Source organism: Cellulomonas aerilata (assembly GCF_007991755.1).
Taxonomy (GTDB): Bacteria; Actinomycetota; Actinomycetes; order Actinomycetales; family Cellulomonadaceae; genus Pengzhenrongella; species Pengzhenrongella aerilata.
Genome location: NZ_BJYY01000013.1, coordinates 301,785 through 326,594, shown reverse-complemented (window position 1 = coordinate 326,594; position 24,810 = coordinate 301,785). Strand labels below are relative to the sequence as shown.

The 24,810-nt window shown below is 75.2% G+C and carries 28 protein-coding genes and 1 tRNA gene; 19 read left to right on the top strand and 10 right to left on the bottom strand.

The window, feature by feature from the left end; genetic code table 11:
• Nucleotides 1–5 precede the first annotated feature (5 nt).
• The gene (locus tag CAE01nite_RS09665; RefSeq protein ID WP_146903341.1) at nt 6–254 is read right to left on the bottom strand and encodes a YbdD/YjiX family protein; all 249 of its coding nucleotides are present in this window, start codon (nt 252–254) and stop codon (nt 6–8) included.
• Nucleotides 254–2,545: a carbon starvation CstA family protein gene (locus CAE01nite_RS09660; protein WP_146903339.1), complete on the bottom strand. Its 2,292-nt coding sequence runs from the start codon at nt 2,543–2,545 to the stop codon at nt 254–256. The genes CAE01nite_RS09665 and CAE01nite_RS09660 overlap by 1 nt, the downstream gene beginning before the upstream one ends.
• A 209-nt stretch (nt 2,546–2,754) precedes the next feature.
• On the opposite strand from CAE01nite_RS09660, the gene CAE01nite_RS09655 reads away from it, so the two are divergent.
• From CAE01nite_RS09655 to nagB, 6 genes are all read left to right on the top strand, one after another.
• Entirely contained in the window at nt 2,755–3,132 is a 378-nt protein-coding gene (locus CAE01nite_RS09655; RefSeq protein ID WP_146903337.1) for a VOC family protein, read from the top strand.
• An 86-nt stretch (nt 3,133–3,218) separates the two neighbouring features.
• Nucleotides 3,219–5,174: a DNA helicase RecQ gene (gene recQ, locus CAE01nite_RS09650; RefSeq protein WP_371862894.1), complete on the top strand. Its 1,956-nt coding sequence runs from the start codon at nt 3,219–3,221 to the stop codon at nt 5,172–5,174.
• A gap of 46 nt (nt 5,175–5,220) precedes the next feature.
• Nucleotides 5,221–5,835 carry a GXWXG domain-containing protein gene (locus tag CAE01nite_RS09645; RefSeq protein ID WP_146903334.1) on the top strand — a complete coding sequence of 205 codons (615 nt, stop codon included), beginning with the start codon at nt 5,221–5,223 and terminating at the stop codon, nt 5,833–5,835.
• Between the two features lie 100 nt (nt 5,836–5,935).
• Nucleotides 5,936–6,268: a DUF2087 domain-containing protein gene (locus CAE01nite_RS09640; protein ID WP_146903331.1), complete on the top strand. Its 333-nt coding sequence runs from the start codon at nt 5,936–5,938 to the stop codon at nt 6,266–6,268.
• A 278-nt stretch (nt 6,269–6,546) separates the two neighbouring features.
• Nucleotides 6,547–7,482 (top strand): DUF72 domain-containing protein, encoded by a 936-nt coding sequence (locus CAE01nite_RS09635; protein WP_146903328.1) that lies wholly within the window; start codon nt 6,547–6,549, stop codon nt 7,480–7,482.
• A 207-nt stretch (nt 7,483–7,689) separates the two neighbouring features.
• A complete protein-coding gene (gene nagB / locus CAE01nite_RS09630; protein ID WP_146903325.1) occupies nt 7,690–8,472 on the top strand; it encodes a glucosamine-6-phosphate deaminase in 783 nt (260 codons plus the stop codon).
• Between the two features lie 4 nt (nt 8,473–8,476).
• Here the strand turns inward: nagB and CAE01nite_RS09625 are convergent, their stop codons facing one another.
• Nucleotides 8,477–10,237: a glycosyl hydrolase family 28-related protein gene (locus CAE01nite_RS09625; RefSeq protein ID WP_186816494.1), complete on the bottom strand. Its 1,761-nt coding sequence runs from the start codon at nt 10,235–10,237 to the stop codon at nt 8,477–8,479.
• Between the two features lie 178 nt (nt 10,238–10,415).
• Between CAE01nite_RS09625 and CAE01nite_RS09620 the strand changes: the two genes are divergently transcribed.
• Together CAE01nite_RS09620 and CAE01nite_RS09615 are read left to right on the top strand one after the other, a co-directional pair.
• The gene (locus CAE01nite_RS09620) at nt 10,416–10,784 is read left to right on the top strand and encodes a DUF3039 domain-containing protein (protein WP_146903319.1); all 369 of its coding nucleotides are present in this window, start codon (nt 10,416–10,418) and stop codon (nt 10,782–10,784) included.
• The gene (locus CAE01nite_RS09615) at nt 10,781–12,589 is read left to right on the top strand and encodes a DEAD/DEAH box helicase (RefSeq protein ID WP_146903316.1); all 1,809 of its coding nucleotides are present in this window, start codon (nt 10,781–10,783) and stop codon (nt 12,587–12,589) included. Before CAE01nite_RS09620 ends, CAE01nite_RS09615 begins: the two co-directional genes overlap by 4 nt.
• Before the next feature lie 122 nt (nt 12,590–12,711).
• Here the strand turns inward: CAE01nite_RS09615 and CAE01nite_RS09610 are convergent, their stop codons facing one another.
• The gene (locus CAE01nite_RS09610) at nt 12,712–12,963 is read right to left on the bottom strand and encodes a hypothetical protein (protein ID WP_146903313.1); all 252 of its coding nucleotides are present in this window, start codon (nt 12,961–12,963) and stop codon (nt 12,712–12,714) included.
• A 250-nt stretch (nt 12,964–13,213) separates the two neighbouring features.
• Here CAE01nite_RS09610 and CAE01nite_RS18105 point away from each other — a divergent pair, with 250 nt between their 5' ends.
• Nucleotides 13,214–13,369 carry a hypothetical protein gene (locus CAE01nite_RS18105; RefSeq protein ID WP_186816493.1) on the top strand — a complete coding sequence of 52 codons (156 nt, stop codon included), beginning with the start codon at nt 13,214–13,216 and terminating at the stop codon, nt 13,367–13,369.
• 79 nt (nt 13,370–13,448) lie between these two features.
• On the opposite strand, the gene CAE01nite_RS09605 is transcribed toward CAE01nite_RS18105, so the two are convergent.
• Entirely contained in the window at nt 13,449–14,732 is a 1,284-nt protein-coding gene (locus CAE01nite_RS09605) for a nicotinate phosphoribosyltransferase (RefSeq protein ID WP_246131149.1), read from the bottom strand.
• Nucleotides 14,733–14,910: 178 nt separating this feature from the next.
• Between CAE01nite_RS09605 and clpS the strand changes: the two genes are divergently transcribed.
• From clpS to rdgB, 6 genes are all read left to right on the top strand, one after another.
• A complete protein-coding gene (clpS, locus tag CAE01nite_RS09600; RefSeq protein WP_246131122.1) occupies nt 14,911–15,204 on the top strand; it encodes an ATP-dependent Clp protease adapter ClpS in 294 nt (97 codons plus the stop codon).
• Nucleotides 15,204–15,998, top strand: a complete 795-nt coding sequence (locus CAE01nite_RS09595; RefSeq protein ID WP_146903304.1) for a DUF2017 family protein — start codon at nt 15,204–15,206, stop codon at nt 15,996–15,998. The genes clpS and CAE01nite_RS09595 overlap by 1 nt, the downstream gene beginning before the upstream one ends.
• 10 nt (nt 15,999–16,008) lie before the next feature.
• A complete protein-coding gene (gene murI, locus CAE01nite_RS09590; protein WP_146903301.1) occupies nt 16,009–16,824 on the top strand; it encodes a glutamate racemase in 816 nt (271 codons plus the stop codon).
• Between the two features lie 10 nt (nt 16,825–16,834).
• Nucleotides 16,835–17,623 (top strand): MBL fold metallo-hydrolase, encoded by a 789-nt coding sequence (locus CAE01nite_RS09585; RefSeq protein ID WP_146903298.1) that lies wholly within the window; start codon nt 16,835–16,837, stop codon nt 17,621–17,623.
• A 41-nt stretch (nt 17,624–17,664) separates the two neighbouring features.
• Entirely contained in the window at nt 17,665–18,432 is a 768-nt protein-coding gene (gene rph / locus CAE01nite_RS09580; RefSeq protein ID WP_146903295.1) for a ribonuclease PH, read from the top strand.
• Nucleotides 18,433–18,515: 83 nt separating this feature from the next.
• Nucleotides 18,516–19,181 (top strand): RdgB/HAM1 family non-canonical purine NTP pyrophosphatase, encoded by a 666-nt coding sequence (rdgB, locus tag CAE01nite_RS09575; RefSeq protein WP_146903292.1) that lies wholly within the window; start codon nt 18,516–18,518, stop codon nt 19,179–19,181.
• Here the strand turns inward: rdgB and CAE01nite_RS09570 are convergent.
• Nucleotides 19,120–19,593 carry a DUF3054 domain-containing protein gene (locus CAE01nite_RS09570; protein WP_146903289.1) on the bottom strand — a complete coding sequence of 158 codons (474 nt, stop codon included), beginning with the start codon at nt 19,591–19,593 and terminating at the stop codon, nt 19,120–19,122. The genes rdgB and CAE01nite_RS09570 overlap by 62 nt on opposite strands.
• 129 nt (nt 19,594–19,722) lie before the next feature.
• On the opposite strand from CAE01nite_RS09570, the gene CAE01nite_RS09565 reads away from it, so the two are divergent.
• Nucleotides 19,723–21,438 (top strand): ATP-binding cassette domain-containing protein, encoded by a 1,716-nt coding sequence (locus CAE01nite_RS09565; protein WP_146904042.1) that lies wholly within the window; start codon nt 19,723–19,725, stop codon nt 21,436–21,438.
• Nucleotides 21,439–21,504: 66 nt separating this feature from the next.
• Here CAE01nite_RS09565 and CAE01nite_RS09560 read toward each other — a convergent pair whose 3' ends face one another.
• Nucleotides 21,505–21,930: a YsnF/AvaK domain-containing protein gene (locus tag CAE01nite_RS09560; RefSeq protein WP_146903287.1), complete on the bottom strand. Its 426-nt coding sequence runs from the start codon at nt 21,928–21,930 to the stop codon at nt 21,505–21,507.
• Nucleotides 21,931–22,090: 160 nt separating this feature from the next.
• Between CAE01nite_RS09560 and CAE01nite_RS09555 the strand changes: the two genes are divergently transcribed.
• Nucleotides 22,091–22,546, top strand: coding sequence for a PNPOx family protein (locus tag CAE01nite_RS09555; protein WP_146903284.1), 456 nt, complete (start codon nt 22,091–22,093; stop codon nt 22,544–22,546).
• A gap of 34 nt (nt 22,547–22,580) precedes the next feature.
• On the opposite strand, the gene CAE01nite_RS09550 is transcribed toward CAE01nite_RS09555, so the two are convergent.
• Nucleotides 22,581–23,144 carry an NUDIX hydrolase family protein gene (locus CAE01nite_RS09550; RefSeq protein ID WP_146903282.1) on the bottom strand — a complete coding sequence of 188 codons (564 nt, stop codon included), beginning with the start codon at nt 23,142–23,144 and terminating at the stop codon, nt 22,581–22,583.
• Nucleotides 23,145–23,264: 120 nt separating this feature from the next.
• On the opposite strand from CAE01nite_RS09550, the gene CAE01nite_RS09545 reads away from it, so the two are divergent.
• Nucleotides 23,265–23,645 carry a thioredoxin family protein gene (locus tag CAE01nite_RS09545; RefSeq protein ID WP_146903279.1) on the top strand — a complete coding sequence of 127 codons (381 nt, stop codon included), beginning with the start codon at nt 23,265–23,267 and terminating at the stop codon, nt 23,643–23,645.
• Nucleotides 23,646–23,746: 101 nt separating this feature from the next.
• Here CAE01nite_RS09545 and CAE01nite_RS09540 read toward each other — a convergent pair.
• Nucleotides 23,747–23,827 (bottom strand) — tRNA-Leu (locus CAE01nite_RS09540).
• A 40-nt stretch (nt 23,828–23,867) separates the two neighbouring features.
• Nucleotides 23,868–24,338, bottom strand: a complete 471-nt coding sequence (gene bcp / locus CAE01nite_RS09535) for a thioredoxin-dependent thiol peroxidase (protein WP_146903277.1) — start codon at nt 24,336–24,338, stop codon at nt 23,868–23,870.
• Between the two features lie 137 nt (nt 24,339–24,475).
• Between bcp and CAE01nite_RS09530 the strand changes: the two genes are divergently transcribed.
• Nucleotides 24,476–24,772, top strand: a complete 297-nt coding sequence (locus tag CAE01nite_RS09530; protein WP_146904039.1) for a GroES family chaperonin — start codon at nt 24,476–24,478, stop codon at nt 24,770–24,772.
• Nucleotides 24,773–24,810 lie beyond the last annotated feature (38 nt).

Sequence of the window (24,810 nt, the reverse complement as noted above, 5' to 3'; positions counted from 1 at the left end):
GCCCGTCAGCAGCACCGGCCCTGCGGGTTGGCGTCCTGCCGGTCGGTGCGGTCCCGCCAGAACTCCCGCTCGGTCAGGCACGGGTGGTCCGGTTCGCCGGCCGCCCGCTCGGCCCGGACGTGGTCGCAGTACCGCTCGTAGGCGTCCTCGCCGACGACGCCCCGCCAGATGCGCGCGAGGTCGTGCAGCCCGGCACCGACCGACCGCCGGACGGCGTCCAGGACGGCGACCGGCGTCACGACCTCGCGCGCCATCAGTGCCCCGTCCGGACCGGCCGGCGGTCCGCCGGCACCGCGGCCCACTGCGTCTCGAGCTCCTTCTCGGCCGGTGTGGGGAGCAGGCCGGCCGGGGCGAAGATCCGCGACGGGACGGCGTCGTCCTCGCTCGTCGCGCTGGAGCCCGAGCGGTACGCCCGCCACGTGGCCCACAGCGCGGTCGCGATGACGATGATCGACAGCGTCACGAACAGGATCGACAGCACGCCCTGGATCATCGTGTTGCGGATGACGGCGTCCATCGCCTCGGGCGTGGCGGCCGTGCCGAACGTCGTCTCGCCGGCCGCCCGGGCGTCGCGGAACGCCCGGTTCTGCGCGAAGTACCCGATCGCCGGGACGTCCGAGAAGATCTTGTGGAACGACGCGGTGATGGTGACCACCGACGCGAACGCGAGCGGGAGCGCCACGACCCACAGGTACCGGAACAGGCCTCGCTTGGCGACGATCGCCAGGCACACCGCCAGCGCGATCGCCGCGAGCAGCTGGTTGGCGATGCCGAACAGCGGGAACAGGGTGTTGATCCCACCGAGCGGGTCGGTGACGCCCATGAGCAGGACGGCGCCCCAGGCGGCGACCATGACCGCCGTCGCGAGCCACGCGCCCACGCGCCAGGAGGTGTCGCGGAACCGCGGCACGAAGTTGCCGATGCTGTCCTGCAGCATGAACCGGGCGACACGGGTGCCGGCGTCGACGGCGGTGAGGATGAACAGCGCCTCGAACATGATCGCGAAGTGGTACCAGAACGCCATCAGCCCGCGGCCCCCGACGAGCTGGGCCATGATGTTCGCCAGCCCGACGGACAGCGTGGGCGCCCCGCCGGTGCGCGAGACGATGGACTCCTCGCCGACGTCGGACGCCGTCTGGGCGAGCAGCTCGGGCGTCACGTCGACCCCGGTGAGGCCCAGCCCGTTGACGAACGCGGCGGCGCCCTCGACGGTGCCGCCCGTCGCGGCGGCCGAGGAGTTCATCGCGAAGTAGATGCCCCGGTCGATGGAGAGCGCGGCGACCAGCGCCATGATCGCGACGAACGACTCCATGAGCATGCCGCCGTAGCCGATGAAGCGCGTCTGGCGCTCCTTCTCGAGGAGCTTGGGCGTCGTGCCGGACGAGATCAGCGCGTGGAACCCGGACAGGGCGCCGCAGGCGATGGTGACGAAGAGGAACGGGAACAGGGGGCCGGCGACGACCGGGCCCTGCCCGCCGGCGGCGAGCGGCTCGATTGCCGGCACCTCGAGGGTCGGCCGGACCAGGACGATCGCGACGGCGAGCATGACGATCGTGCCGATCTTCATGAAGGTCGACAGGTAGTCACGCGGCGCGAGCAGGAGCCAGACCGGCAGCACGGCGGCGACGAAGCCGTAGACGACGATCGCCCAGGCGATGGTCACCTTGTCCAGCGTGAACAGCTCGGCGCCCCACGCGGTCTCGGCGATGGCGCCGCCGCCGATGATCGCGGCCATCAGCAGCACGAAGCCGATGAGGGAGACCTCGGTGACCTTGCCGGGACGCCAGAACCGCAGGTAGCAGCCCATGAACAGGGCGATCGGGATGGTCATCGACACCGAGAACACGCCCCACGGGCTCTCCGCCAGGGCGTTGACCACGACCAGGGCGAGGATCGCCACGATGATGATCATGATGACGAGCGTCGCCACCAGGGCGGCGGTGCCGCCGATGACGCCGAGCTCGTCCCGCGCCATCTGCCCCAGCGAGCGGCCACCGCGGCGCATCGAGAAGAACATGACGAGGTAGTCCTGCACGGCTCCGGCCAGGACGACCCCGACGATGATCCAGATCGTCCCGGGCAGGTAGCCCATCTGGGCGGCCAGCACGGGCCCGACCAGCGGACCGGCACCGGCGATCGCGGCGAAGTGGTGCCCGTAGAGCACGCGCCGGTCGGTGGCGACGTAGTCCTTGCCGTCGGCCTTGTACTCCGCGGGCGTCGCCCGGCGGTCGTCGGGTCGCAGCAGGTGCTTCTCGATGTAGCGGGAGTAGAAGCGGTACGCGATGAGGTAGGTGCAGACCGCCGCGAAGACGAACCAGATGGCGTTGACCGTCTCCCCGCGCACGACCGCCAGCACCACCCAGGCGACCCCGCCGAGCAGCGCGATCGCGGCCCACACGGCGATGCGCACGGGGGTCCAGCGGCGGTCCTGGGCGTCCAGGACGTCGTCGTCCAGGGCGACCGGCGGAAGGCTGGGGTCCTGCTCGAGGACGTCTCCGACGTCGCGGCCGGCCCGGCCCGGCCGATCACTGCTGTACGCGCCCACGTCTCCCCCTCGAGATCGGTGCGGCCGAGGAGTCGGGCGCCACCGTCGCCCACCCTAGTGACGTGCGCCCCGCCGCTCGCGTCGACGGGACGGCGCGCCGGAATGCCCCGCGGCGGGCCGCCGGGCACGGCCCGGGGCCCCGCCTGCCTGGCGCCCGGACCGGCGGCGCGGGCATGCTGCGCCGGACGACGTCGACCTCGAGGAGCCTCATGGACGCCCCCCGGCTCACGCTGTCCGGCATCGTGCTGGACACGCCCGACCCCCGCGCCCTCGCCGCCTTCTACAGGCGGCTGCTGGGCTGGCCGATCGGCACCGACGAGCCGGACTGGGTCACGCTGCGCTCACCGGACGGCGGGGCCGGCCTGTCGTTCCAGACGGAGACCGCGTACCGGCGACCGGTGTGGCCGGCCGGCCCGGGCGACCAGCAGATGTCGGTCCACCTCGACATCGGCGTCCGGGACCTGGAGGCCGCGTGCGCCCACGCCGCGGAGGCCGGCGCGGAGCTGGCCGCCTACCAGCCGCAGGACGACGTCCGCGTGCACCTGGATCCCGACGGGCACCCGTTCTGCCTGTTCCTGCTCGACTGACGCCGGCAGCTGGGCCGCTCGCGAGGCAGCCGACGCCTGTCGACAGCGGTCCGCCCCGGCGCGGACCGGCTCGTACCCTGGTGGGCGTGAACCCGGGGTGGACTGTGCTGGACGAGGAACCGCCGTACGACCCCGAGTACGACGACGTCCCGCCCGACCTCGGGGCCGACGTCCCCCCGGCACCCGAGCCCTCCGCCCCCCGCGCCCGTGCGGTCACCGGACCCGCGCCCACGCCGCTGGACGTCCTGCGGACCGTCTTCGGCTACGACTCCTTCCGCGGCGACCAGGCCGAGATCATCGACACGGTGGTGCGCGGCGGGGACGCCCTCGTGCTCATGCCGACCGGCGGCGGCAAGTCGCTGTGCTACCAGGTGCCGGCGCTCGTGCGCCCCGGCACCGGCGTCGTCGTCTCCCCGCTGATCGCGCTCATGCAGGACCAGGTGGACGCGCTGTCCGCGCTGGGGGTCCGGGCGGGGTTCCTCAACTCCACGCAGGACGGCGTCGAGCGGCGCCGGGTGGAGGGCGCGTTCCTCGCCGGGGAGCTCGACCTGCTCTACCTCGCCCCCGAGCGCCTGCGGGTGCCGAGCACCCTGGACCTGCTCGAGCGGGGCGAGATCTCGGTGTTCGCGATCGACGAGGCGCACTGCGTGTCGCAGTGGGGGCACGACTTCCGGCCCGAGTACCTGCAGCTGTCCCTGCTGCACGAGCGCTGGCCGCAGGTCCCGCGGATCGCGCTGACCGCCACGGCGACGGCGGCCACCCGCGCCGAGATCGCGCAGCGGCTGGACCTGGCCGACGCCCGGCACTTCGTCGCGAGCTTCGACCGGCCGAACATCCAGTACCGGATCGTCCCCAAGGACAACCCGCGGGCCCAGCTGCTCGAGCTGCTGCGCACGGAGCACGCCGGCGACAGCGGCATCGTCTACTGCCTGTCGCGCGCGTCGGTGGAGACGACGGCGCAGCACCTGTCCGACCACGGGATCCCGGCGCTGCCGTACCACGCCGGTCTGGACCGCTCGGTGCGGGCGGCCAACCAGTCGCGCTTCCTGCGCGAGGACGGCCTGGTGATGGTCGCGACCATCGCGTTCGGCATGGGCATCGACAAGCCGGACGTCCGGTTCGTCGCCCACCTGGACCTGCCCAAGTCCGTCGAGGGGTACTACCAGGAGACCGGCCGCGCCGGACGGGACGGCCTGCCCGCCACGGCATGGCTCGCCTACGGCCTGCAGGACGTCGTCCAGCAGCGGCGGATGATCGACACCTCGGACGGCGACGCGGCGCACCGCCGCCGCCTCGGGGCGCACCTGGACGCGATGCTCGCCCTGTGCGAGACGGTGGACTGCCGCCGGCAGCAGGTGCTCGCGTACTTCGGGCAGGACGGCGGCGAGCCGTGCGGCAACTGCGACACGTGCCTTCAGCCGCCCGAGTCCTGGGACGGGCTCGTGCCGGCGCAGAAGCTGCTGTCCACCGTCGTGCGCCTCGAGCGTGAGCGCGGCCAGCGGTACGGCGCCGGGCACCTGGTCGACATCCTGCTCGGGAAGACCACGCCCCGGATCACCCAGCTCGGGCACGCCTCGCTCAGCGTCTTCGGCATCGGGACCGAGCTGAGCGAGGCGCAGTGGCGCGGCGTCGTCCGGCAGCTGCTCGCGCAGGGCCTGCTCGCCGTGGACGGTGACGGCTACGGCACCCTGCGCCTGAGCCCGACGAGCGCGGAGGTGCTCAGCGGCGCGCGCCCGGTGCGGCTGCGCCGCGAGGCCGCCGCCGCGCCACGGGCACCGCGGTCCGGCCGGCGGACGGCGTCCGCCGGGGCGCCGGAGCTGGACGCGGCGACGACCGACGTCTTCGAGCGCCTGCGGGCCTGGCGCGCGGCCACGGCCAAGGAGCAGGGCGTCCCGGCGTACGTCGTGTTCCACGACGCCACCCTGCGCGAGATCGCCACCCGCCGGCCCTCCTCGCTGGAGGCGCTCGGGTCGGTCGCCGGGGTGGGTGTGACCAAGCTCGAGCGGTACGGGCCCGGGCTGCTGGAGGCGCTCGCGGCCTGAGCGGCCGCCGGTTGCGGGGCCCGCCCGGCGGGGTGACGCTCACCGCATGGGTCTGCCCGCACACGTCCCGTCCGGCGACGTGCTGCCGGGCCCCGGTGCGCCGGACGACGCCGCCGAGCGGTGGCTCCTCGCGCACCGGCGCGGCACCGACGCCGACACCGCGCTGCGGTTCTTCGACCGGTGCGCCGCGATCGAGCCCGAGGAGGTCGTGGGCCGCTGGCACGGCTCCGGCTGGCACACCGGGCACCCCTGGGACGGGCTGCTCGAGGCGATGGGCTGGTACGGCAAGGACGTCGACGACCCGGAGCACGTCCGGCCGACGCTGTTCCGCGACGGTCGCGGCGACCCCGTCCCAGTCGACCCGGTCCTGGCGCCGGTGTCGCTCATCCGGCTGTTCCCGCAGGGTCTGCGCCGCTCGGGCCTGCCGGCCGCGTTCCGCGCGGTGGTCCCGCTGCTCCGCTCGCCGCGACCCGCCGGCCGGATCCGGTCGGTGCAGACCCGCGGCGTGGTCAGCGCCGCGCTGGTCTACGACGCTGTCCCGATCGTCGACGCCCTGCGCCGCGTGGCACCCGACCTGCTGCTGGGCGCGGCGGACATCCGCGGCGAGCCGGCGCCCCTGATGTTCGTGCTCCGCCGTCGTCGCCCGGCTGCGAGGGGCTGACGGCGCCCGGTGTCGCCGGAGGCGAGGCCAGGCTCCACCGACGGCGGCCGCCCAGCCGTCGCAGCGGCGCCCGCACGGGCTGCGACCTACGCTCGGCGGCATGGACCGCGCGCGCTCCTCGGACCCGACCGGCGTCGGCGACCCGGCGCCGGCCACCCCGCCGGCGTCGGTCGCCCGGTTCTTCCGCCACGGCACGCTGCCCGTGATGCCGCGCCGCCTGGCGGACCGCGACCGCGTGCTCGCCTACGTCGCCAGCCGCACCCTGCCGGTCGACGACCCGGTGGGGGAGCGGGCCCTGACCCTCCGGCTGGCGGAGCTGACCCGCGACCCGGTCGGTCTGCGCCGGGCCCTGGTGGACGCCGGCCTCGTCACCCGCACGCGTGACGGCGCCGAGTACTGGCGCACGCGCGTCACCGAGTTCGACGCGCTCTAGCCGCCGTCCGGCCGCCTCGCGCCCGCCGTCGGGCCGCCGTCGAGGACGCGCGGTAGCGTGCGCCACGCCTCGGCGCCGCGCGGTCCACCCGCCCCGCCGCGCCGTCGGGCACGCCGCCGGCGCTCGCGGACCGCGCCGAACCCCGACCCCGGAGGCGCAGTGAAGTCAGTCATGGAGGCGCAGCCCCTCGCCGCGCGCACCGGACGTCGCCGGGTCATGGACGTCGTCACCCATCGCACGCACGGCGTGGGGCTCGTCGACGTGCTCGCCGGCGGGTGGTGAGCACCGTGTCGGCGGGCGCCTACATCGGGATCTCGGGGTGGCGGTACGCCCCGTGGCGCGGCTCGTTCTACCCGCCGGGGCTGCCGCAGCGCCGGGAGCTCGAGCACGCGTCCGGCCTGCTGTCCTCCATCGAGATCAACGGGTCGTTCTACTCGCTGCAGCGGCCGGAGAGCTACGTCCGGTGGGCCGAGCAGACGCCGCCCGAGTTCGTGTTCTCGGTCAAGGGGCCGCGGTTAATCACGCACATGAAGAAGCTGGCCGACGTGCGCACGCCGCTGGCCAACTTCTTCGCCTCCGGCCCGCTGGCGTTGGGGCCCAAGCTCGGGCCCGTGCTCTGGCAGCTGCCGCCGCTGCTGCGCTTCGACGCCGACCGACTCGACCGGTTCTTCGACCTGCTCCCGCGGACGACCACCGCCGCGGCCCAGCTGGCGACGGAGCACGACGAGCGCCTGGACGACCGCGCGTGGCTCACCACCGACGCCGACCGGCCGATCCGGCACGCCCTGGAGGTCCGGCACGCCACGTTCGACACGCCGGAGCTCGTCGACGTCCTGCGCCGGCACGACGTGGCACTGGTCGTGGCCGACACCGCCGGCAAGTGGCCGCACCTCGAGGACGTCACGTCCGACTTCGTCTACGTGCGTCTTCACGGCGACACCGAGCTGTACGTCAGCGGGTACGACGACCCGTCCCTGGACACCTGGGCCGCGAAGGTGCGCGGCTGGATGGCGGGGGAGGCGTTCGTCGGCGGCCCGGTGGCCGCACCGCCGGGCGTCGCAGCACTCGCGCCCCCCGAGGCTCCGCAGGGCCGTGACGTGTACGTCTACTTCGACAACGACGTGAAGGTGCGCGCTCCGTTCGACGCGATGGGGCTCGCGTCGCGCGTCGGCGGACGGGATGCGTCCGCGGCGCAGAACCCGCCCGGCGCCTGACGCGCTCGACCAGGCTCGTGCTGGGCGGGAGTCCGCACGAGATCGGGGACGAGCTGCTGCGCACCCCACGTCGGCGCCACGGGCGAGCAGGCCGCGCACCTCACGTCCCGCACGTGCTGCCGCTGACCGAGCGGGTGGAGCCGGGCCGCCCCGGCGGCCCGCCACGGCGATTGGCGCGGCCCTCGCCGCGCGTGGGACGGTGGCCCGATGGAGGTCGTGATCGCCCCGGCGGACGAGCTCGCACGGCTCGCCGCGGACGCCGTCGAGTCCCTGCTGCGCCGCAAGCCCGACGCGGTCCTGGGGGTCGCGACCGGGTCCAGTCCCCTGAAGGTGTACGACGAGCTCGCGCGCCGGCACACCCAGTCGGGCCTGTCGTTCGCACGGGCCACGGCGTTCATGCTCGACGAGTACGTGGGGCTTCCCGCGGACCACCCCGAGCGGTACCGCAACGTCATCGAGACCGAGATCGCGTCCCGGGTGGACTTCGCACCCGGCGCGGTCCAGGGGCCGGACGGGCTGGCCGAGGACCTGGCCGCCGCCTGCGCCGCCTACGAGCAGGCGATCGCCGACGCCGGGGGCGTCGACCTGCAGCTGCTCGGCATCGGCACCGACGGGCACATCGGGTTCAACGAGCCGGGCTCGTCGCTCGCGTCGCGGACGCGCATCAAGACCCTCACCGAGCAGACCCGCGCGGACAACGCCCGGTTCTTCGGCGGCGACGTGACCCAGGTCCCGCAGCACTGCCTCACCCAGGGGCTCGGCACGATCATGTCGGCCCGGCACCTGGTGATGCTGGCGACCGGACGCAGCAAGGCCGAGGCCGTCCACCAGGCGGTGGAGGGCCCGGTGAGCGCGATGTGGCCGGGGACGATCATGCAGCACCACCCGCACGTCACCGTGCTGGTGGACAACGCGGCCGCGAGCCGGCTGCAGCTGGCCGACTACTTCCGCAGCACCTACGCGTCCAAGCCGGCCTGGCAGGGCCTCTAGGGGGTCACCGGCGGGTGAGGTCGACCCGCCAGGCGAGCTCGGCCGGCTGGCCCAGGGGAGTCGGCACCGCGATGCGGAACGACGTCGCGGTGATCGCGGTGACGAACCAGCCGCTCGTCGCGGCCGACCCGCTGACCGGCATCACGCCGACGTGCGACGGTCCCGGCACCCGACCGGACCCGGCGAGCCCGTGCGGCACGGTCACCGAGGTCGCACCGGGCGGGATGGTGGCGGTGCCGGCTGCTTCGGTGCTCGCGCCGACGTTCCCCCGCAGGACGGTGTCGGGCGCGGCGTCGGTGACCGGCGTCCGGTTGGTCAGCCCCGTGAGGTCGTCGTCGACCAGCACCACCCGCCGTGAGGCAGCGGTGATGCGCACGGCACGGGCCGTCGTGCTCCCGGCGGCCGCCGCGAAGGAGGTGCCCACGATCCGGGCGCCGTCGACGGCGACGAGGTTGATCCCCCACACGCCGTCCGGGATCTCGGTGAAGCGGCAGCCGTCGACCAGCAGGTCCGTCACCTGCGTCACGGGTCCGACCGTCAGGGGGCGCTTGCCCGGTGCGGCCGCCACGGTGCACCGCCGGAAGGTCACGCGGTCGGCGGCGTCGACGACCGCGATGGTGGCGCCGGCGCCGGAGGGTGCGGTGAACGTGCAGCCGTCGAAGGTGACGCCGCTGATGTTCGGGCCACCGATGCGCAGCGTCGCGTTGACCGGGCGGGTGATCGAGGTGCGCGTGAACGACACGTCGCGGATCGCGCCGGTCGACGTCGCGCCGGTCTGGATCCGGATCTCCTGGGTGTCGGCGTCCGACGCACCGGCCATGTCGACGGAGCAGTCGACGAAGGACACGCGCTCGATGGCCCCGCTGCTGTGCGTGTTCTTCACGACGATGCCGCGATCGGCGCCGGAGCCGTGGCAGGCCACGAACGAGCAGTCCGTCACCGAGGACGTCATCCCGCCCTCGCCGCTCGTCCACTCGAGGCTGGCGACCATGAAGCGGCTCGCCGAGCTCGCGCCGGTGCAGGCGACGTACGAGCCGCGCCGGATGCTCAGGTCGTGCAGGACGGCCGTCGGGTCGCCGATCGGCACGAACTGCAGGCAGTCGTCACCGGACTCGACGTGGCACCCGGTCGCGACGAAGTCCTCGCCGCCGAACATCCGGATGCCGCCGGTGCCGAAGGCCGGGGCGCTGCCCCGGATCGTGACGGCGTCGATCCGGCCACGGTCGCCGGCGAACAGGATCGCCTGACCGCCCGCGTAGGTGTCGATGGTGAAGTCGCGGAGCCGGACGTCGTCGCCGTAGAGGGCCAGCACGACCCCGGTGCGGCTGTGGTCGACGGCGCCGATGGTGCCCGGTCCGGTGATGCTCACCCGGTCGGACCTCGTCCCGAAGTCGACGTTGCGCAGGAACGCGTTCACCAGGCCCGGGCGGGCTGCCCAGTCCTTGAGCAGGTGCGCTCCGCCCTCCAGGTGCAGGGCCGTGCCCGACGACAGCAGCAGGCTGCGCGTGCAGCGGTAGGTGCCCGCCGGCACGACAGCCGCGGCGCCGCTCGCCGCCGACGCGTCGAGGAGGTCCTGCAGCGCCTGGGTGTCGTCGGCGACCCCGTCACCGACGGCCCCGACCGGCAGGAGCGCCGGCGCGGCCGAGGTGCGGGCGCCCGCGGCAGGCGCGGTAGCCAGTGCGGCGGCGGCGGCGGCAGGCGCGGTGGGGAGGGAGGCTGCGGCACCGACGCCGGCGAGCCCGAGGACGAACGTCCGACGATGCATCGGAGCCTCCATCGGCTGTGCGCAGGGACCGTGCGGGACGGTCCTGTCCGGACCATCGCAGGCTAGCCCCGGCCCGGACGGACCGCCCTGGGAGCGGGCCCGTGACGTGCGCGGCGAGCCTGTCCGCGTCGTGGGTGCACCGTCGGCGGTGTCGGACCCTCGACGTAGACTCGGGCCCATGAGTGAGCCGTTCGCCTCGACCACCGGACCCGACGACCCGTTCACCCAGCCGGGCACCCAGCCGGACTCCACGGGCGGCACCTCGACGAGCGTCCTGGAGCGCACCGAGGCGACCGAGCAGGTGGAGCCGGGGGACCACGAGCGCTTCGCCCACTACGTGCGCAAGAACAAGATCATGGACTCGGCGCTGTCCGGGAAGCCGGTCATCGCGCTGTGCGGCAAGGTCTGGGTGCCGGGCCGCGACCCGAACAAGTTCCCCGTCTGCCCGATCTGCCAGGAGATCTACAACGGCCTGCGCCCCCCGCAGGACGACGACGCCGGCTCCGGTGCCGGGTCCTCCGGCGGCTCGTCCTCCGGCGGGAAGTGAGCACCCCGCACCGCCTGCCTCCGACCCACGCCTCGGCCGCCGCGGCCTCCCAGCTCTCGCCCGCCTTCCCCGGGCGCGCGCCGTGGGGGACCGCGGGGAAGCTGCGTGCCTGGCAGGCGCAGGCGCTCGAGCAGTACCGGACCGCCGCGCCGCGCGACTTCCTCGCCGTGGCCACCCCCGGGGCGGGCAAGACGACGTTCGCCCTGCGCATCGCGACGGACCTGCTCGCTGCGGGCGTCGTGCGACGGGTGACCGTGGTGGCGCCGACCGAGCACCTCAAGCGGCAGTGGGCCGACGCCGCCGCGCGGGTCGGGATCCGCATCGACCCGAGCTTCACCAACGCCCAGGGCCGCCACGGCGCCCACTACGACGGCGTCGCGCTGACCTACGCCCAGGTCGCGATGAAGCCGGCGCTGCACGCCGCCCGGACCGCCGCCGCGCCCACCCTGGTCATCCTCGACGAGGTGCACCACGGCGGGGACGCGCTGTCCTGGGGCGACGGCATCCGCGAGGCGTTCGAGGGCGCGACCCGGCGGCTGGCGCTGACCGGGACGCCGTTCCGCTCGGACACCGCCGCGATCCCGTTCGTCCGGTACGAGCGCGGCGGGGACGGCATCCGGCGCAGCGCGGCCGACTTCGTGTACGGCTACGGCGAGGCCCTGCGGGACCACGTCGTGCGCCCGGTGCTGTTCCTCACCTACTCCGGCCAGGTGCGGTGGCGCACCAAGGCGGGCGACGAGATCAGCGCCCGCCTCGGGGAGCCGCTCACCAAGGACATGACCGCGCAGGCGTGGCGCACCGCGCTCGACCCGAACGGCGAGTGGATCCCCTCCGTGCTCGCCGCGGCCGACCGGCGGCTCACCGAGGTCCGGCGGGCCGTGCCGGACGCGGGCGCCATGATCATCGCGACCGACCAGACGGACGCACGCGCCTACGCCGGTCACCTCGCCCGGCTCACGGGGGAGTCGCCGACGGTCGTGCTGTCCGACGAGGACGGCGCCTCGGACAAGATCGACGCGTTCTCCGCCGGGACCAGCCGGTGGCTCGTGGCGGTCCGGATGGTCTCCGAGGGCGTCGACGTGCCGCGCCTGGCGGTCGGGGTCTACGCGACCTCGACGGCGACGCCGCTGTTCTTCGCGCAGGCCGTCGGCCGGTTCGTGCGCGCCCGCCGGCGCGGGGAGACGGCGTCGGTGTTCCTGCCCAGCGTCCCGCAGCTGCTCGAGCTCGCGAACGCGCTCGAGGCGGAGCGGGACCATGCGCTGGACCGCCCGCTGACCGTGGAGGAGCAGGGCGAGGGCTTCAACCCGGAGGACGCGCTGCTCGCAGCGGCGAACCGCACCGACTCGGGGCCGGACGCCGTCGGCCCGGACGGCACGCAGGGGTCGTTCGAGGCGCTGGAGGCGCAGGCGTCGTTCGACCGGGTGCTGTTCGACGGCGGCGAGTTCGGCACCGGGGCGGACGTCGGCTCCGAGGAGGAGCTGGACTTCCTGGGCCTGCCCGGGCTGCTGGACGCCGACCAGGTCACCACGCTGCTGCGGCAGCGTCAGGCCGACCAGCTCACGGCCCGCAAGGGCCGGGGCGCGGCGCCCCAGCCGGCGGTGGTGGACCACCGCCGGGTCGCCGAGCTGCGCAAGGAGCTCAACTCGCTGGTGTCCGCGTGGGCACGGCGCAGCGGGCAGCCGCACGGGTCGGTCCACGCCGAGCTGCGCCGGCGCAGCGGGGGACCGGAGGTCGCGCTGGCGACCGTCGAGCAGCTCGAGCAGCGGGTCGCCGTGGTCCGCGCCTGGTTCGTCGGCAAGCGCTGACGGGACCGGCCGGCTCCCCCTGGCCGACTCCGACCCGGCCGGCTCCGCCCCGGCCGGCTCCGCACCGACCGGAGCCGCGGGTCCGGGCGGGCTCGGCGGCCGACATCGGCGAGCGGGCCCGCCTACCGCCCGTGCGGGCTCGGCACGGCGGCGAAGACCCTCCGGGCGGCGTCGCTGCGCCAGCCGGGTGCCCAGGTGTCGAGCAGGGCCACCTTCGACGCCGGCATGGTGCCGGAGTCGAGCGCGTGCAGCCACGAGCGGTGGATCGCGAACCGCTCCCGGTCGCTGGGCATGCCGTCGGGACGGTCGGGGGCGTCGTCGTAACGCACGAAGACGAACTCCGGCCGGGTGGCCGGGGCGGTGGCGGTGCTCATGGGACGCAGCTCCTGCGGGCGGTGTGGTGTCGCCCGTCCCATCGTCCGGCCGGGTGCCGGGTGTAGGAGCCCGCGGGAGGGACACCCGAGCGGCGGAGCGGCCGACGGGACGGCACCGTCGGGTGCACCCCGGCCGTGACCCGGCGTGCGACCAGCCATGACGCGCGGCCGGTGCCGCCGCGGTGCCATGCTCCCCACGTCGGACCGCCCGCACCGAGATCCGGCGCGGGCTCACACAGGGAGGGGCACCATGCCCAGCTGGTTGCTCATCATCGTCGTCGGTGTCGTGCTGCTGATCCTCGGCGTCGCGATCGAGGCCGCCAAGATCCTCATCTGGATCGGCGTCGCCGTGCTCGTGATCGGCCTGGTCCTCAGCATCGTGCGGCGAGGCAAGGCACGGGTCTGACCCCGCACGCCCCGGGTCGGCCCCGGCGCGACCCGGGGCCCGACCGGCGCGACCGGCGCCGGTCGGGGACGCACCCGGGTCAGACCAGCGTGACCGTCTCCGTGGGGACCGCCGGCTCGTCCGCGGACAGCCGGCGGGCCCCGCGGGGCAGCTCGGCGCGCGAGAGCCCGTGACGCTGCTGCGCCGTGTGCACCCCGTGCGCCCCGCACCAGCGGGTGTCCACCGCCCCGCCGATCACGAGCGGGACGTGCAGCGCGCGCAGCCCCTGCTCCTCCGGCGACCACGCCGCGACCTCGCCGTCCCGGCCGACGATGATCACCTCGGCCTCGGCGCGGCCCTCGGCGTCCAGGCGCCGGGCGGCGTTCTTGCGGCCGCCCGAGCTCGTCTTGGACGCCGACGCCTTGGCGACCGGCTCCATGACGCCGTCCTCCCCGGCGCGCGCGACGAGCTTGTAGACCATCCCGCAGGTCGGCGCCCCGGACCCGGTGACCACCGACGTCCCGACGCCGTACGCGTCGACCGGCGCCGCGGCGAGGGCGGCGATCGCGTGCTCGTCCAGGTCCGAGGTGACCACGATCCTGGTCGACGTCGCCCCGAGGGAGTCCAGCGTGCGGCGCACCTCCTGCGCCAGGGACAGCAGGTCCCCGGAGTCCAGCCGGACCGCGCCGAGCCCCGGGCCGGCCGCCGCGATCGCGGCCTCGACCCCGCGCCGGACGTCGTAGGTGTCCACCAGCAGGGTCGTGCCCTTGCCCTGGGAGGCGACCTGGCTGGCGAACGCGGACTCCTCGTCGTCGTGCAGGAGGATGAAGGCGTGCGCGGCCGTGCCGATGGTGGGCAGCCCCCAACGGCGCCCGGCCTCGAGGTTGGACGTCCCGGCGAAGCCCGCGACCACCGCTGCACGTGCGGCGGCGACGGCCGCGTGCTCGTGCGCCCGCCGCGACCCCATCTCGAGCACCGGCCGGTCGACGGCCGCGCTGGTCATGCGTGACGCCGCCGACGCGACCGCGGAGTCGAAGTTGAGGATCGACAGCACGAGGGTCTCCAGGAGCACGCACTCGGCGAAGGTCCCCTCGACGACCATGACCGGCGAGCGCGGGAAGAAGACCTCACCCTCGGCGTACCCGGAGATGTCACCGGTGAAGCGGTAGTCGGCCAGGAACCCCAGGGTCGCGTCGTCGACGACCTTCTCCGCCTGCAGCCACTCCAGCTCGGGCTCGCCGAACCGGAAGTCGGCCAGCGCCTCCAGGACGCGGCCGGTGCCGGCCAGCACCCCGTACCGCCGGCCGGGCGGCAGCCGGCGCGTGAAGACCTCGAAGATCGAGTGCCGGTGCGCGGTGCCGTCCGCCAGCGCCGCCTGGAGCATGGTGAGCTCGTAGCGGTCGGTGAGCAGCGCGGTCGACCCGTGGGCGGACGCCGTCCTGGGGGCGGCGCGCCGTGCGGCACCGGTGCCGCCGACGCGCGCCGAAGGCTCCGGAGCACTCATGGTGCTCACCGTAGGGGGCCGCGCGGAAGCCGTCGACGGGAGCACCTACAGTGGGACGGTGCCCGTGCAGACCCTCCCCGAGCAGGACGTGCGGGTCGAGGAGCAGGCGGCGACCGACGACGCGTGGGTGACCATCGTCTGGAACGACCCGGTCAACCTCATGACGTACGTCAGCTACGTGTTCCGGTCGTACTTCGGCTACCCGGCTCTCGAGGCGGAGCGGCTGATGCGCCAGGTGCACGAGCAGGGGCGCGCCGTCGTGTCGACCGGCAACCGCGAGCAGATGGAGACCGACGTGCAGGCGATGCACGAGTTCGGGCTGTGGGCCACCCTCCAGCAGGGCGGCCGCTGATGCGCGCGTTCCGTCCGGCCGGGGGGTACTACGTCGCCGGGCTGGACCGCACCGAGCGCGAGGTGTTCGCCACCGTGGTGGCCGACGTCGCGGAGCTGCTCGGCGCCGAGCGCTTCCGCGCCGAGGCCTCCGACGGCGAGGGCTCCGGCGACGGGCCGGTCCCCGACGGAGCCCCGGACGGCGGCCCGGACGCCGCGCACCCCGGCGTGCCGCCCGTGCTGCTGCGGATGAGCACGGGCCGCGTCGCGCCGCCGGACGACCCGGCCGTGCGGCGGCTGCTGCCGGACGCCTCGCGGGACGACGACGAGGTCACCGCGGAGTTCCGCCGGCTCACCGACGCCGACCTCCGCTCGACGAAGATCGCGCGGCTGCGCGACCTGTGGACCGCGCTGGACGGCGCGCAGGACGCCGTCCGGGCCCGGCGGCTGGGCCTGCCGGCGGACGACGACGAGGACCTCGTGGTCCCGCGCGGTGACGCGCAGGCGCTGGCCGCCGGGCTCACGGACGTGCGCCTCGTGCTGGCCGAGCGCCTCGGCCTGCGGACGGAGGAGGACGCGGACCGGCTGTACGAGACCCTCGAGGCGCAGGCGGCGGCCCTGGACGACGCCGACGAGCTGGACGAGGGCGCCGACGTCGACGACGACCGGCCGGCCCGGGAGATCGTCGCGGCCGAGGTCCGGGCCTACCTGGGCTCGGTGTACGCGGCGCTCACCTGGCTGCAGGAGTCGCTCATGGCGCTGCTGCTGGCCGACCTCGACGGAGGCGCGGACGGGGCACGGACCGGGCTCGACTAGGCTCGCCCGCGTGAACGACGCGCCCATCGGGATCTTCGACTCCGGCGTCGGCGGTCTGACGGTCGCGCGCTCGATCCTGGACCAGCTGCCGCACGAGTCGCTGCTCTACATCGGCGACACGCTCAACTCCCCGTACGGCCCCAAGCCTCTCGCCGCGGTGCGCGCGCACGCGCTGGAGGTCATGGACGACCTCGTCGACGCCGGGGTGAAGATGCTGGTCATCGCGTGCAACAGCGCGTCGTCGGCGGTCCTGCGCGACGCCCGCGAGAGGTACACGCTGCGGCGCGGGCTGCCGGTCGTCGAGGTGATCCTGCCGGCGGCGCGACGGGCGGCGTCCGCGACCCGCACGGGCCGGATCGGGGTGATCGGCACGAAGGCGACCATCCAGTCACGGTCCTACGACGACGCCTTCGCCATCGCCCCGCGGCTGTCGCTGACCATGCAGCCGTGCCCCCGGTTCGTGGAGTTCGTCGAGGCGGGGGTCACGTCCGGGCCCGAGGTGCTCGCCGTCGCGCACGAGTACCTGGACCCGGTGCGCGAGGCCGACGTCGACACGCTCGTGCTGGGCTGCACCCACTACCCGCTGCTGACCGGCGTCATCTCCTACGTGATGGGGGACGACGTGACCCTGGTGTCCAGCGCGGAGGAGACCGCCAAGGACGTGTACCGCACGCTCGTCGCGCACGACCTGGAGCGCTCGCTGCAGCTCGGCGCGCCCGAGCACCGGTTCCTGGCCACGGGCGACTCCGACTCGTTCCAGCACCTGGCGCGCCGGTTCCTCGGTCCCGAGGTGGGCGCGGTCGAGGCCGCGACGGTGCTGCGATGAGGCCCGCCCGGTGAGGGTGACCGTCGTCGGCTGCGCGGGGTCGTTCCCGAGCGCCGACTCCGCCGCGTCCAGCTACCTGGTGGAGGTCGACGACGACGCCGGACGCACCTGGCGCGTCGTGCTCGACCTGGGCAACGGCGCCCTCGGCGCCCTGCAGCAGTACTGCGACCCCGCGGACGTCGACCTCTTCGGCGTCTCGCACATGCACTCCGACCACTGCGCCGACCTCGTCGTCCTGGGCGTCTACCTCAAGTACCGCCCGGAGGGCAGCCGCCCGGCCGTGCCGGTGCACGCCCCGGACGGCGCGGCGGCCCGGCTCGCGCAGATGGCCGGCTCGGACCCGGCGACCGGCCTGACCGGCTGCCTGGACGTGCGCCCGTGGGTCGAGGGCGAGCCGGTCGACGTGGGGCCGCTGCGGCTGGAGCCGGTGGGCGTCGAGCACCCGGTGCCGGCGTTCGGGCTGCGGGTGACCGGGCCGTCCGAGGCCGACCCCGGGCGACGCGTGACCTTCGCGTACACCGGCGACACCGACGAGTGCGCCGGGCTGGGCACGCTCGCCACGGACGTCGACCTCCTGCTCGCCGAGGCCGCCTACCTCGAGGGCCGCGACGACGCCCTGCGGGGGGTCCACCTGACCGGTCGCCGGGCGGGTCACGCCGCGACCGCGCACGGGGCCCGCCGCCTGGTGCTGACCCACCTGGTCGCCTGGAACGACCCGGCGGTGACCCTCGCGGAGGCCCGCGGCGAGTACGCCGGCCCGGTCGAGCTCGCCCGTCCCGGAGCGGTGTACGAGCTCTGACCCGGGCGGCGGTCCGCTGCCCGGCGGATAGGCTCGGGGCCATGACCACCCCCTCGACGCCCCCTTTCTCGCGCGCCGACGGCCGCCGCCCGGACGAGCTGCGGGAGGTCACCCTGACCCGCCGCTGGCTGGACGCGGGCGAGGGCAGCGTGCTGGTCGAGTTCGGTGCGACGAAGGTGCTGTGCGTCGCGTCCTTCACCGCCGGCGTGCCGCGGTGGCGCAAGGGGTCGGGCGAGGGCTGGGTCACCGCGGAGTACGCCATGCTGCCGCGGGCGACCTCCACCCGCTCGGACCGCGAGTCCGTCAAGGGCCGCATCGGTGGCCGCACGCACGAGATCTCCCGCCTCATCGGCCGCTCGCTGCGCGCCGTCGTCGACGTCGCCGCGCTGGGGGAGAACACCCTGGTGCTGGACTGCGACGTCCTGCAGGCCGACGGCGGCACCCGCACCGCGGCGGTCACCGGCGCCTGGGTCGCCCTGGCGGACGCGATCGCCTGGGGGCAGCGCGAGGGTGCGATCAAGGGGTCCCGGCCGGTGCTCATGGACTCGGTGGCGGCCGTCAGCGTCGGCATCGTCGACGGCGTCCCCGTGCTGGACCTGCCCTACGAGGAGGACGTGCGCGCGCACACGGACATGAACGTCGTGGTGACCGGCAAGGGCCAGTTCGTGGAGGTGCAGGGCACCGCCGAGCAGACGCCGTTCGACCGCGCCGAGCTCGACGCGCTGCTGGACCTGGCGCTGCAGGGCACCGCCGAGCTGACCCGCCGCCAGGAGCTCGCGCTGTCCAACGGGACCCGGACGAACCCGTGACGTCGGACCTCCCCGGCACCGGTGCGTCCGGCGCCGCGCCGTCGGGTGCTGCGCCGTCGAGCGCCGTGCCGTCGGGTGCTGCGGTGAGCGGGGCGCGGCTCGTGCTCGCGACCCACAACGCGCACAAGCTCGGCGAGCTGCGCGCGATCCTGGCGCCGGCCGTCCCCGGCCTGGACCCTGCGGCCGTCGTCGGCGCCCGGGACGTCGGCGCCCCGGAGCCCGTCGAGGACGGCGTCACGTTCGCCGAGAACGCCCTGATCAAGGCGCGCGCGCTCGCCGCGTTCACCGGCCTGCCGGCCGTCGCCGACGACTCCGGGCTCGCGGTGGACGTCCTCGGCGGGGCGCCGGGGATCTTCTCCGCCCGGTGGGCCGGGCAGCACGGGGACGACGCGGCGAACCTGCGCCTGCTGCTCGCCCAGCTGGCGGACATCGCCCCCCGGCACCGCGGCGCGCAGTTCGTCTGCGCGGCCGCCCTGGTCACCCCGGACGGCGCCGAGCACGTCGAGCTGGGGTACCTGCGGGGCACGCTGGCCACCGAGCCGCGGGGCGCCGGCGGGTTCGGCTACGACCCGGTCCTCGTGCCGGACGGTCAGGAACCGGCCGCCGCCCGCAGCTGCGCGGAGCTGACCGCGCAGGAGAAGAACGCCATCTCCCACCGGGGCCAGGCGCTGCGCGCGCTGGCGCCGGTCATCGCCGCGGTGCTGGGACGCTCGTCGGACGACGGGCCCGACGACGCCGCACGGCGCTGAGCGCCGTGGCCACCGCCCGCCAGCCCACCAGCCCCGCGGCGAGCACCACCGCGGAGACGGCGACGAACGGCGCCGCCAGACCGTCGCCGGACAGCCCGCGCAGCGCCAGCCCGAGGCCCCACGCCGCGGCCCACACCACGACCCCCGTCGGCCGCACCCGGGTCGGTGCCCGCCACGCCCGGGTCACGAGCCACCCGGCGGCGGCCGCGGCGAGGAACGGCCACGCGGTGCCCAGCACGCCCGCCACGTCGCCGGACTCCGCGTGCGAGGACCGGCCGGCGGCCGCGAACCCGACCACGACGGCCACGTCCAGCGCGACGGCGACCGCGACGGCGACCGCGGTCGCGGCGGCGCGGGACGGGTCGCCGGGCGAGGTCGCGGGCGTGCGGAGGGGGAGCGGGGTCGCGGGCATGGCACCGACGGTAGCCGCCGCACGCCGACCTGCCCGGCCGGGTGCCCGACGGGGGAGCGCGCGGTGACGGAGGTGGAGACCGAGGGATCGACCGGCCCGACCGTGGGGGCGCCCGTCGCGCCCGGTGTGGTGCACGTCGCCGCGCGGGACGTCACCTTCGGGTACCCCGGTCGCCCCGTGCTCAGCGGCCTGTCGCTGACCGTGGGGGCCGGCGCCCGGATCGGCGTCGTCGGGGAGAACGGCGCCGGCAAGTCGACCCTGCTGGGGGTGCTCGCCGGGACGCTCGTCCCGCTCGCGGGCGAGGTGCGCCGGGCGGGCTCGCTGGCCACCGTGGCGCAGGAGCTCACCGCACCGGCCGGAGCCACCGTGGGCACCCTGGTCGACGAGGCGCTCGGGGCGGTCCGGGCCGCGCACGCCGACCTGCAGCACACCCTGGACACGTTCGACCACGAGTCCGGCGACCTGCCGGCCCTCAGCCGCGCGCTGGCGCGCGTCGACCACCTCGCCGGGTGGGACGCCGACCGCCGGATGGACGAGGCGCTGACCCGGTTCGGCGCGCCCCGCGACCGCGGCCGGCTGCTGGCCGAGATGAGCGTCGGCGAGCGGTACCGCGTGCGCCTGGCGTGCCGGGTCGCGCAGCGCGCGGACGTGCTGCTGCTCGACGAGCCCACGAACCACCTGGACGCGGCCGGCGTCGGCTACCTCACCGCGGAGCTGCAGCGGTCGACGGGCGTCGTCGTCATCGTGACCCACGACCGCCAGCTCCTCGACGACGTGATGACCGGCATCCTCGACCTGGACCCCACGATCGACGGGCGTCCGGCGGTCTACGGCGCGACCACGTACGCCGCCTACCGGTTCGCCAAGGACGCGGCGCTCCGGCGCTGGCGCCAGCGGTACGCGGCGGAGCGCAAGCGCAAGGAGCAGCTGCTGCGGCGGCTCGACGAGTCGTACGAGGGGCTGTCGGACGCGTGGCGCCCGCCCAAGGGCAGCCACGGGCACCGCCGGGCGACCCGGGCGCGCATCCACGTGAAGGCGGCCGACCGGCTGGTCCAGCGCCTGGAGGCGGCCGCCGTCGAGGTGCCCGTCCCGCCGCAGACGCTGGCGTTCCCGGACCTGCCCGCCCTGCCGACCCAGCGCGGCGGTGTCCCGGACGGCGCCCCGCTGGTGGAGGTACGGGCGCCGCTGGTGCCCGGCCGGCTGGACCTGCCCGGGGTGCGCCTGGGGCTGCCGCCGTGCGGGCGGCTGCTCGTCACCGGGCCCAACGGGTCCGGCAAGTCCACGCTGCTGGCCGCGCTCGCCGGCGCCGCGGCGCTGGAGCGCGGCACCCGCACGGTCGCCCCGGGCGTGCGGATCGGCATCCTCGCCCAGGAGGGGCACGCGTCCGTGGGCCCCCGCGGTGAGGTGCTGCCCGACGTCGCCGACGCGCCCGGCGCCGGACCGTCCGTGGCCGGGCACGACGCGGACCCGGGCCCGGTCGCCGACGGTCCGCCGACCGGGTTCGCCGCCTATGCGCGACGCGCGCTGGACCTGCTGGCGGTCGGGGCGCTGGACCCTGAGCAGCTCGTGCCCGTGGCGTCCCTCGGCCTGCTGACCGAGGAGGACCTCGACCGGCCGATCACCGAGCTGTCGGTGGGCCAGCGCCGCCGGTTCGACCTGGCGTGCGCGCTGCTGTCCGCACCGCACGTGCTGCTCCTGGACGAGCCGACGAACCACCTGTCGATCGCGCTGGTGGACGAGCTGACCACCGCGCTGCGGGCGACGTCGGCCGCCGTGGTGGTGGCCACGCACGACCGCCGGATGCGCGCGGACCTGGCCGACTGGCCCGAGCTGCGCCTGGACTGATCCGGTCGGTCCGGCCGGCCCCCGGTACGGAGGCGCGGGCGCCGGGAGGTCCCGGCGCCTGCGGCGTCAGCGACGGTCCCTCAGGTCCTCCACGTCGACCTCGACCCGCTCGTGGGCGACGTCGTCGGTGAGGACCTCGAGCGTCGTGACCCGGTCGACGTAGGCGCTGACCCGCTCGCGCGGGACGGAGCGGACCGACACCTGCGGCACCTCCTCCGACAGCACGAACGTCAGCACCGCGTCCGTCCCGTGCGGGGCCGGGGCGACGGCGGTCGTCCCGGCCGCGTCGGTCGTGGGGTCGGCCGGCAGGTGCTCGACGACGAGCTCCTCACGCCGCACGGTGACGGTCACCGTGCGCTCCTCGGTGACGACCCGCTTCGCGATCCGGACGCGGCCGCTGACCCGTCGCTCGACCCCGGTGACCAGACGCTGCTCGGAGCGGATCACCTCGACGTGGTCGGCGCCCCGGCGGTCCGGGGTCGGGGCGGTCATCGGTTCGCGCCACGGGGGCGCGGGCTGCAGGCGAGAGAGGTCATGCCGTGATCATCCGACCTCCGGGCCCACTTCGCCCGGCGGGCGCCGTCCGGACGGGCACGGTCGTGGACGCGGCTGCGCACCCGCCCGACGCGGTCGCGGGAGCACGATGGGCGGTATGCGCCGCACGGCGAGGTCGTACGAGGAGGTGGGGCCCGTGCCCGGTCGTGGCCGGCGGCTGTTCCTGCGCGTGCTCACCCACACGCTCAACCCCGTGGCGCTGCGCGCCGCCCGGTCGGGGCGTGGGCCGTTCTCGCTGGTCCGGCACGTGGGCCGCACCACCGGGCGCGTGTACGAGACGCCGCTGATCCTGGCGCGCGTCCCCGGGGCGTTCGTCGCCGAGCTCACCTACGGGCCGCAGGTGTCCTGGTACCGCAACGTCGTCGCGGCCGGCGGGTGCACCGTGGTGCACCGGGGGCGCGAGCACCGCGTCGACCGGGTCGAGCCGTGCAGCCGGGCGGACGGCCTGGCCGCCTTCGGCAACCCGGCCGCGCTCGTCCTGCGCCTGCTGCGCCGGGGCGAGTTCCGGCTGCTGCACGAGGCCCCGGACGGTCCCGCCGGGCCACCCACCTGAGGCGGCCGCTCCGAGGCGGCCGCTCGAGGGGGCGTCAGGGCAGCCGGCCCACGTACGCCATCGCCTGGCGCAGCAGGAGCCCCTGCCCGCCGTTCATCTCCCCGAGCACGGGCCGGCTCACCGCCTCCTCCGGTGTCAGCCAGGCCAGGTCCAGCGAGTCCTGCTGCGGGCGGCAGTCGCCGGAGACCGGGACGACGTACGCCAGGGACACCGCGTGCTGGCGGGGGTCGTGGTACGGGGTGACACCCGGCGTCGGGAAGTACTCGGCGACCGTGAACGGCTGCGGGGACGACGGGATCTGCGGCAGGGCGACCGGTCCGAGGTCCTTCTCGATGTGGCGCAGCAGCGCGTCGCGGACCCGCTCGTGGTACATCACGCGACCCGAGACCAGCGCACGGGACATGACGCCCTCGGGCGTGGCGCGCAGCAGCAGGCCGACCGCGACGACGTCGCCGGAGTCGTCCACCCGGACGGGCACGGCGTCGACGTAGAGCAGGGGCACGGCCGCCCGCACCCGGGCGATCTCGTGCGGCGACAGCCAGCCGGACGGGCGGGGGGTCTCGCGGTCGGGGTCGGGCAGCTCGAAGGTGTCGGTCACCGGTCTTTTCTACCCCGGCCCGCGCCCGGGGTCCGCACCCGACGCGCAGCCGGCGGAATACTGCGGGCGCCTGGGCGTTATCGATGACCGGAGGAACGAGACAGCGAGAGAGGGCGGCTCATGGCCACGAAGGAACTGACCGGCACCACGATCGAGCAGGCGATCAAGGACAACGACATCGTCCTCGTCGACTTCTGGGCCGAGTGGTGCGGACCCTGCAAGCGCTTCGGACCGGTCTTCGAGGCGTCGTCCGACCAGCACCCGGAGATCCTGCACGCCAAGGTCGACACCGAGGCCGAGCAGGCGCTCGCCGGTGAGCTGGGCATCACGTCGATCCCGACCCTGATGGCCTTCCGCGAGGGCATCCTCGTCTTCAACCAGGCGGGTGCCCTGCCCGGGCCGGCGCTGCAGCAGGTCGTCGACGCGGTCAAGGGGCTGGACATGGACGACGTCCGCGCCCAGATCCAGGCGCAGCACGCGGAGCACTCCCACCAGAGCTGAGCCACCACGCGCGCCGCACGACCGGCGCGTGTCGGGCCGCAGAGCCACGAGAGCGGGTGTCGCCCCAGGGGGCGGCACCCGCTCTCGTGCGTCCGCACCGGTGCGGGAGACGGGATTCGAACCCGCACGCCCGAGGGCACCAGGACCTAAACCTGGCGTGGCTACCGTTACACCACTCCCGCGTGGCCAAGCCTTCCACACCGGGCGGTGCCCGGGACGCCGTCAGGCGAGGCCGAGGTCCTTGCGCAGCTTGGCGACGTGACCGGTCGCCTTGACGTTGTACTGGGCCAGCGCCACCGTGCCGTCGGGGTCGACGACGACCGTGGACCGGATGACCCCGGTGACCGTCTTGCCGTAGAGCTTCTTCTCCCCGTACGCGCCCCAGCCCGTGAGCACCTGCCTGTCCACGTCCGACACGAGGGGGAACGTCAGCCCGTCGTGCGCGGCGAACTCGGCCAGGCGGTCCACCGGGTCCGGGGAGACGCCGACGACCGTGTAGCCCTGGCTGTGCAGCGCCTCGAGCGAGTCCCGGAAGTCGCACGCCTGCGTGGAGCAGCCGGGCGTCATGGCGGCCGGGTAGAAGTAGACGATGACGTGCTTCCCGCGAAGGCTGGACAGGGTCAGCTCGCCGCCGTCGGCGGTGGGCAGCGTGAAGTCCGGGGCGGGGTCGCCGGGCGCGAGTCGGGTCGTCATGGCACCCAGCGTAGTGAGCGTCGCGGGCAGCACCTCCCCGCGCCGCCCCGCCGTCGTGGGCCCTCCGGCGTGCGGGTACGGTCGGCGGCGTGACCACCGCGCCGCCCGACCCGGACGCCACCACCCCGCCGATCCGCATGCTCGGCGACCGCCTGCTCGTGCACCTCGACGCCGAGTCCGCGGAGCGACGCTCGACGTCGGGCATCGTCATCCCGTCGACCGCGTCGGTGGGACGCCGGCTCGCATGGGCGCACGTCGCGGCGGCCGGGCAGGGCGTGCGGCAGGTGCGGGTGGGGGACCGGGTGCTGTTCGACCCGGAGGACCGCGCCGAGGTGGAGCTCGGCGGCACGGTCTACGTGCTGCTGCGGGAGAAGGACGTGCACGGCGTCGCGCAGTCCGACGCCGCCGGCACGGGTACCGGCCTGTACCTGTGATCACCCGCGGCACGCGGGTGACGCGCTTGAGACGCTGC

What these genes read in the sequence shown, in the direction of transcription:
- CAE01nite_RS18105 (WP_186816493.1), top strand. Translation starts at nt 13,214, where the DNA reads ATGCCCAGCTGGTTGCTCATCATCGTCGTCGGTGTCGTGCTGCTGATC.
- CAE01nite_RS09555 (WP_146903284.1), top strand. Translation starts at nt 22,091, where the DNA reads ATGCGCCGCACGGCGAGGTCGTACGAGGAGGTGGGGCCCGTGCCCGGT.
- bcp (WP_146903277.1), bottom strand. Translation starts at nt 24,338, where the DNA reads ATGACGACCCGACTCGCGCCCGGCGACCCCGCCCCGGACTTCACGCTG.
- CAE01nite_RS09665 (WP_146903341.1), bottom strand. Translation starts at nt 254, where the DNA reads ATGGCGCGCGAGGTCGTGACGCCGGTCGCCGTCCTGGACGCCGTCCGG.
- CAE01nite_RS09595 (WP_146903304.1), top strand. Translation starts at nt 15,204, where the DNA reads ATGCGCGCGTTCCGTCCGGCCGGGGGGTACTACGTCGCCGGGCTGGAC.
- CAE01nite_RS09605 (WP_246131149.1), bottom strand. Translation starts at nt 14,732, where the DNA reads ATGCTCCAGGCGGCGCTGGCGGACGGCACCGCGCACCGGCACTCGATC.
- CAE01nite_RS09570 (WP_146903289.1), bottom strand. Translation starts at nt 19,593, where the DNA reads ATGCCCGCGACCCCGCTCCCCCTCCGCACGCCCGCGACCTCGCCCGGC.
- CAE01nite_RS09645 (WP_146903334.1), top strand. Translation starts at nt 5,221, where the DNA reads ATGGGTCTGCCCGCACACGTCCCGTCCGGCGACGTGCTGCCGGGCCCC.
- CAE01nite_RS09655 (WP_146903337.1), top strand. Translation starts at nt 2,755, where the DNA reads ATGGACGCCCCCCGGCTCACGCTGTCCGGCATCGTGCTGGACACGCCC.
- CAE01nite_RS09545 (WP_146903279.1), top strand. Translation starts at nt 23,265, where the DNA reads ATGGCCACGAAGGAACTGACCGGCACCACGATCGAGCAGGCGATCAAG.
- CAE01nite_RS09640 (WP_146903331.1), top strand. Translation starts at nt 5,936, where the DNA reads ATGGACCGCGCGCGCTCCTCGGACCCGACCGGCGTCGGCGACCCGGCG.
- CAE01nite_RS09560 (WP_146903287.1), bottom strand. Translation starts at nt 21,930, where the DNA reads ATGACCGCCCCGACCCCGGACCGCCGGGGCGCCGACCACGTCGAGGTG.
- CAE01nite_RS09625 (WP_186816494.1), bottom strand. Translation starts at nt 10,237, where the DNA reads ATGCATCGTCGGACGTTCGTCCTCGGGCTCGCCGGCGTCGGTGCCGCA.
- CAE01nite_RS09530 (WP_146904039.1), top strand. Translation starts at nt 24,476, where the DNA reads ATGCTCGGCGACCGCCTGCTCGTGCACCTCGACGCCGAGTCCGCGGAG.
- CAE01nite_RS09610 (WP_146903313.1), bottom strand. Translation starts at nt 12,963, where the DNA reads ATGAGCACCGCCACCGCCCCGGCCACCCGGCCGGAGTTCGTCTTCGTG.
- rph (WP_146903295.1), top strand. Translation starts at nt 17,665, where the DNA reads ATGACCACCCCCTCGACGCCCCCTTTCTCGCGCGCCGACGGCCGCCGC.
- CAE01nite_RS09620 (WP_146903319.1), top strand. Translation starts at nt 10,416, where the DNA reads ATGAGTGAGCCGTTCGCCTCGACCACCGGACCCGACGACCCGTTCACC.
- nagB (WP_146903325.1), top strand. Translation starts at nt 7,690, where the DNA reads ATGGAGGTCGTGATCGCCCCGGCGGACGAGCTCGCACGGCTCGCCGCG.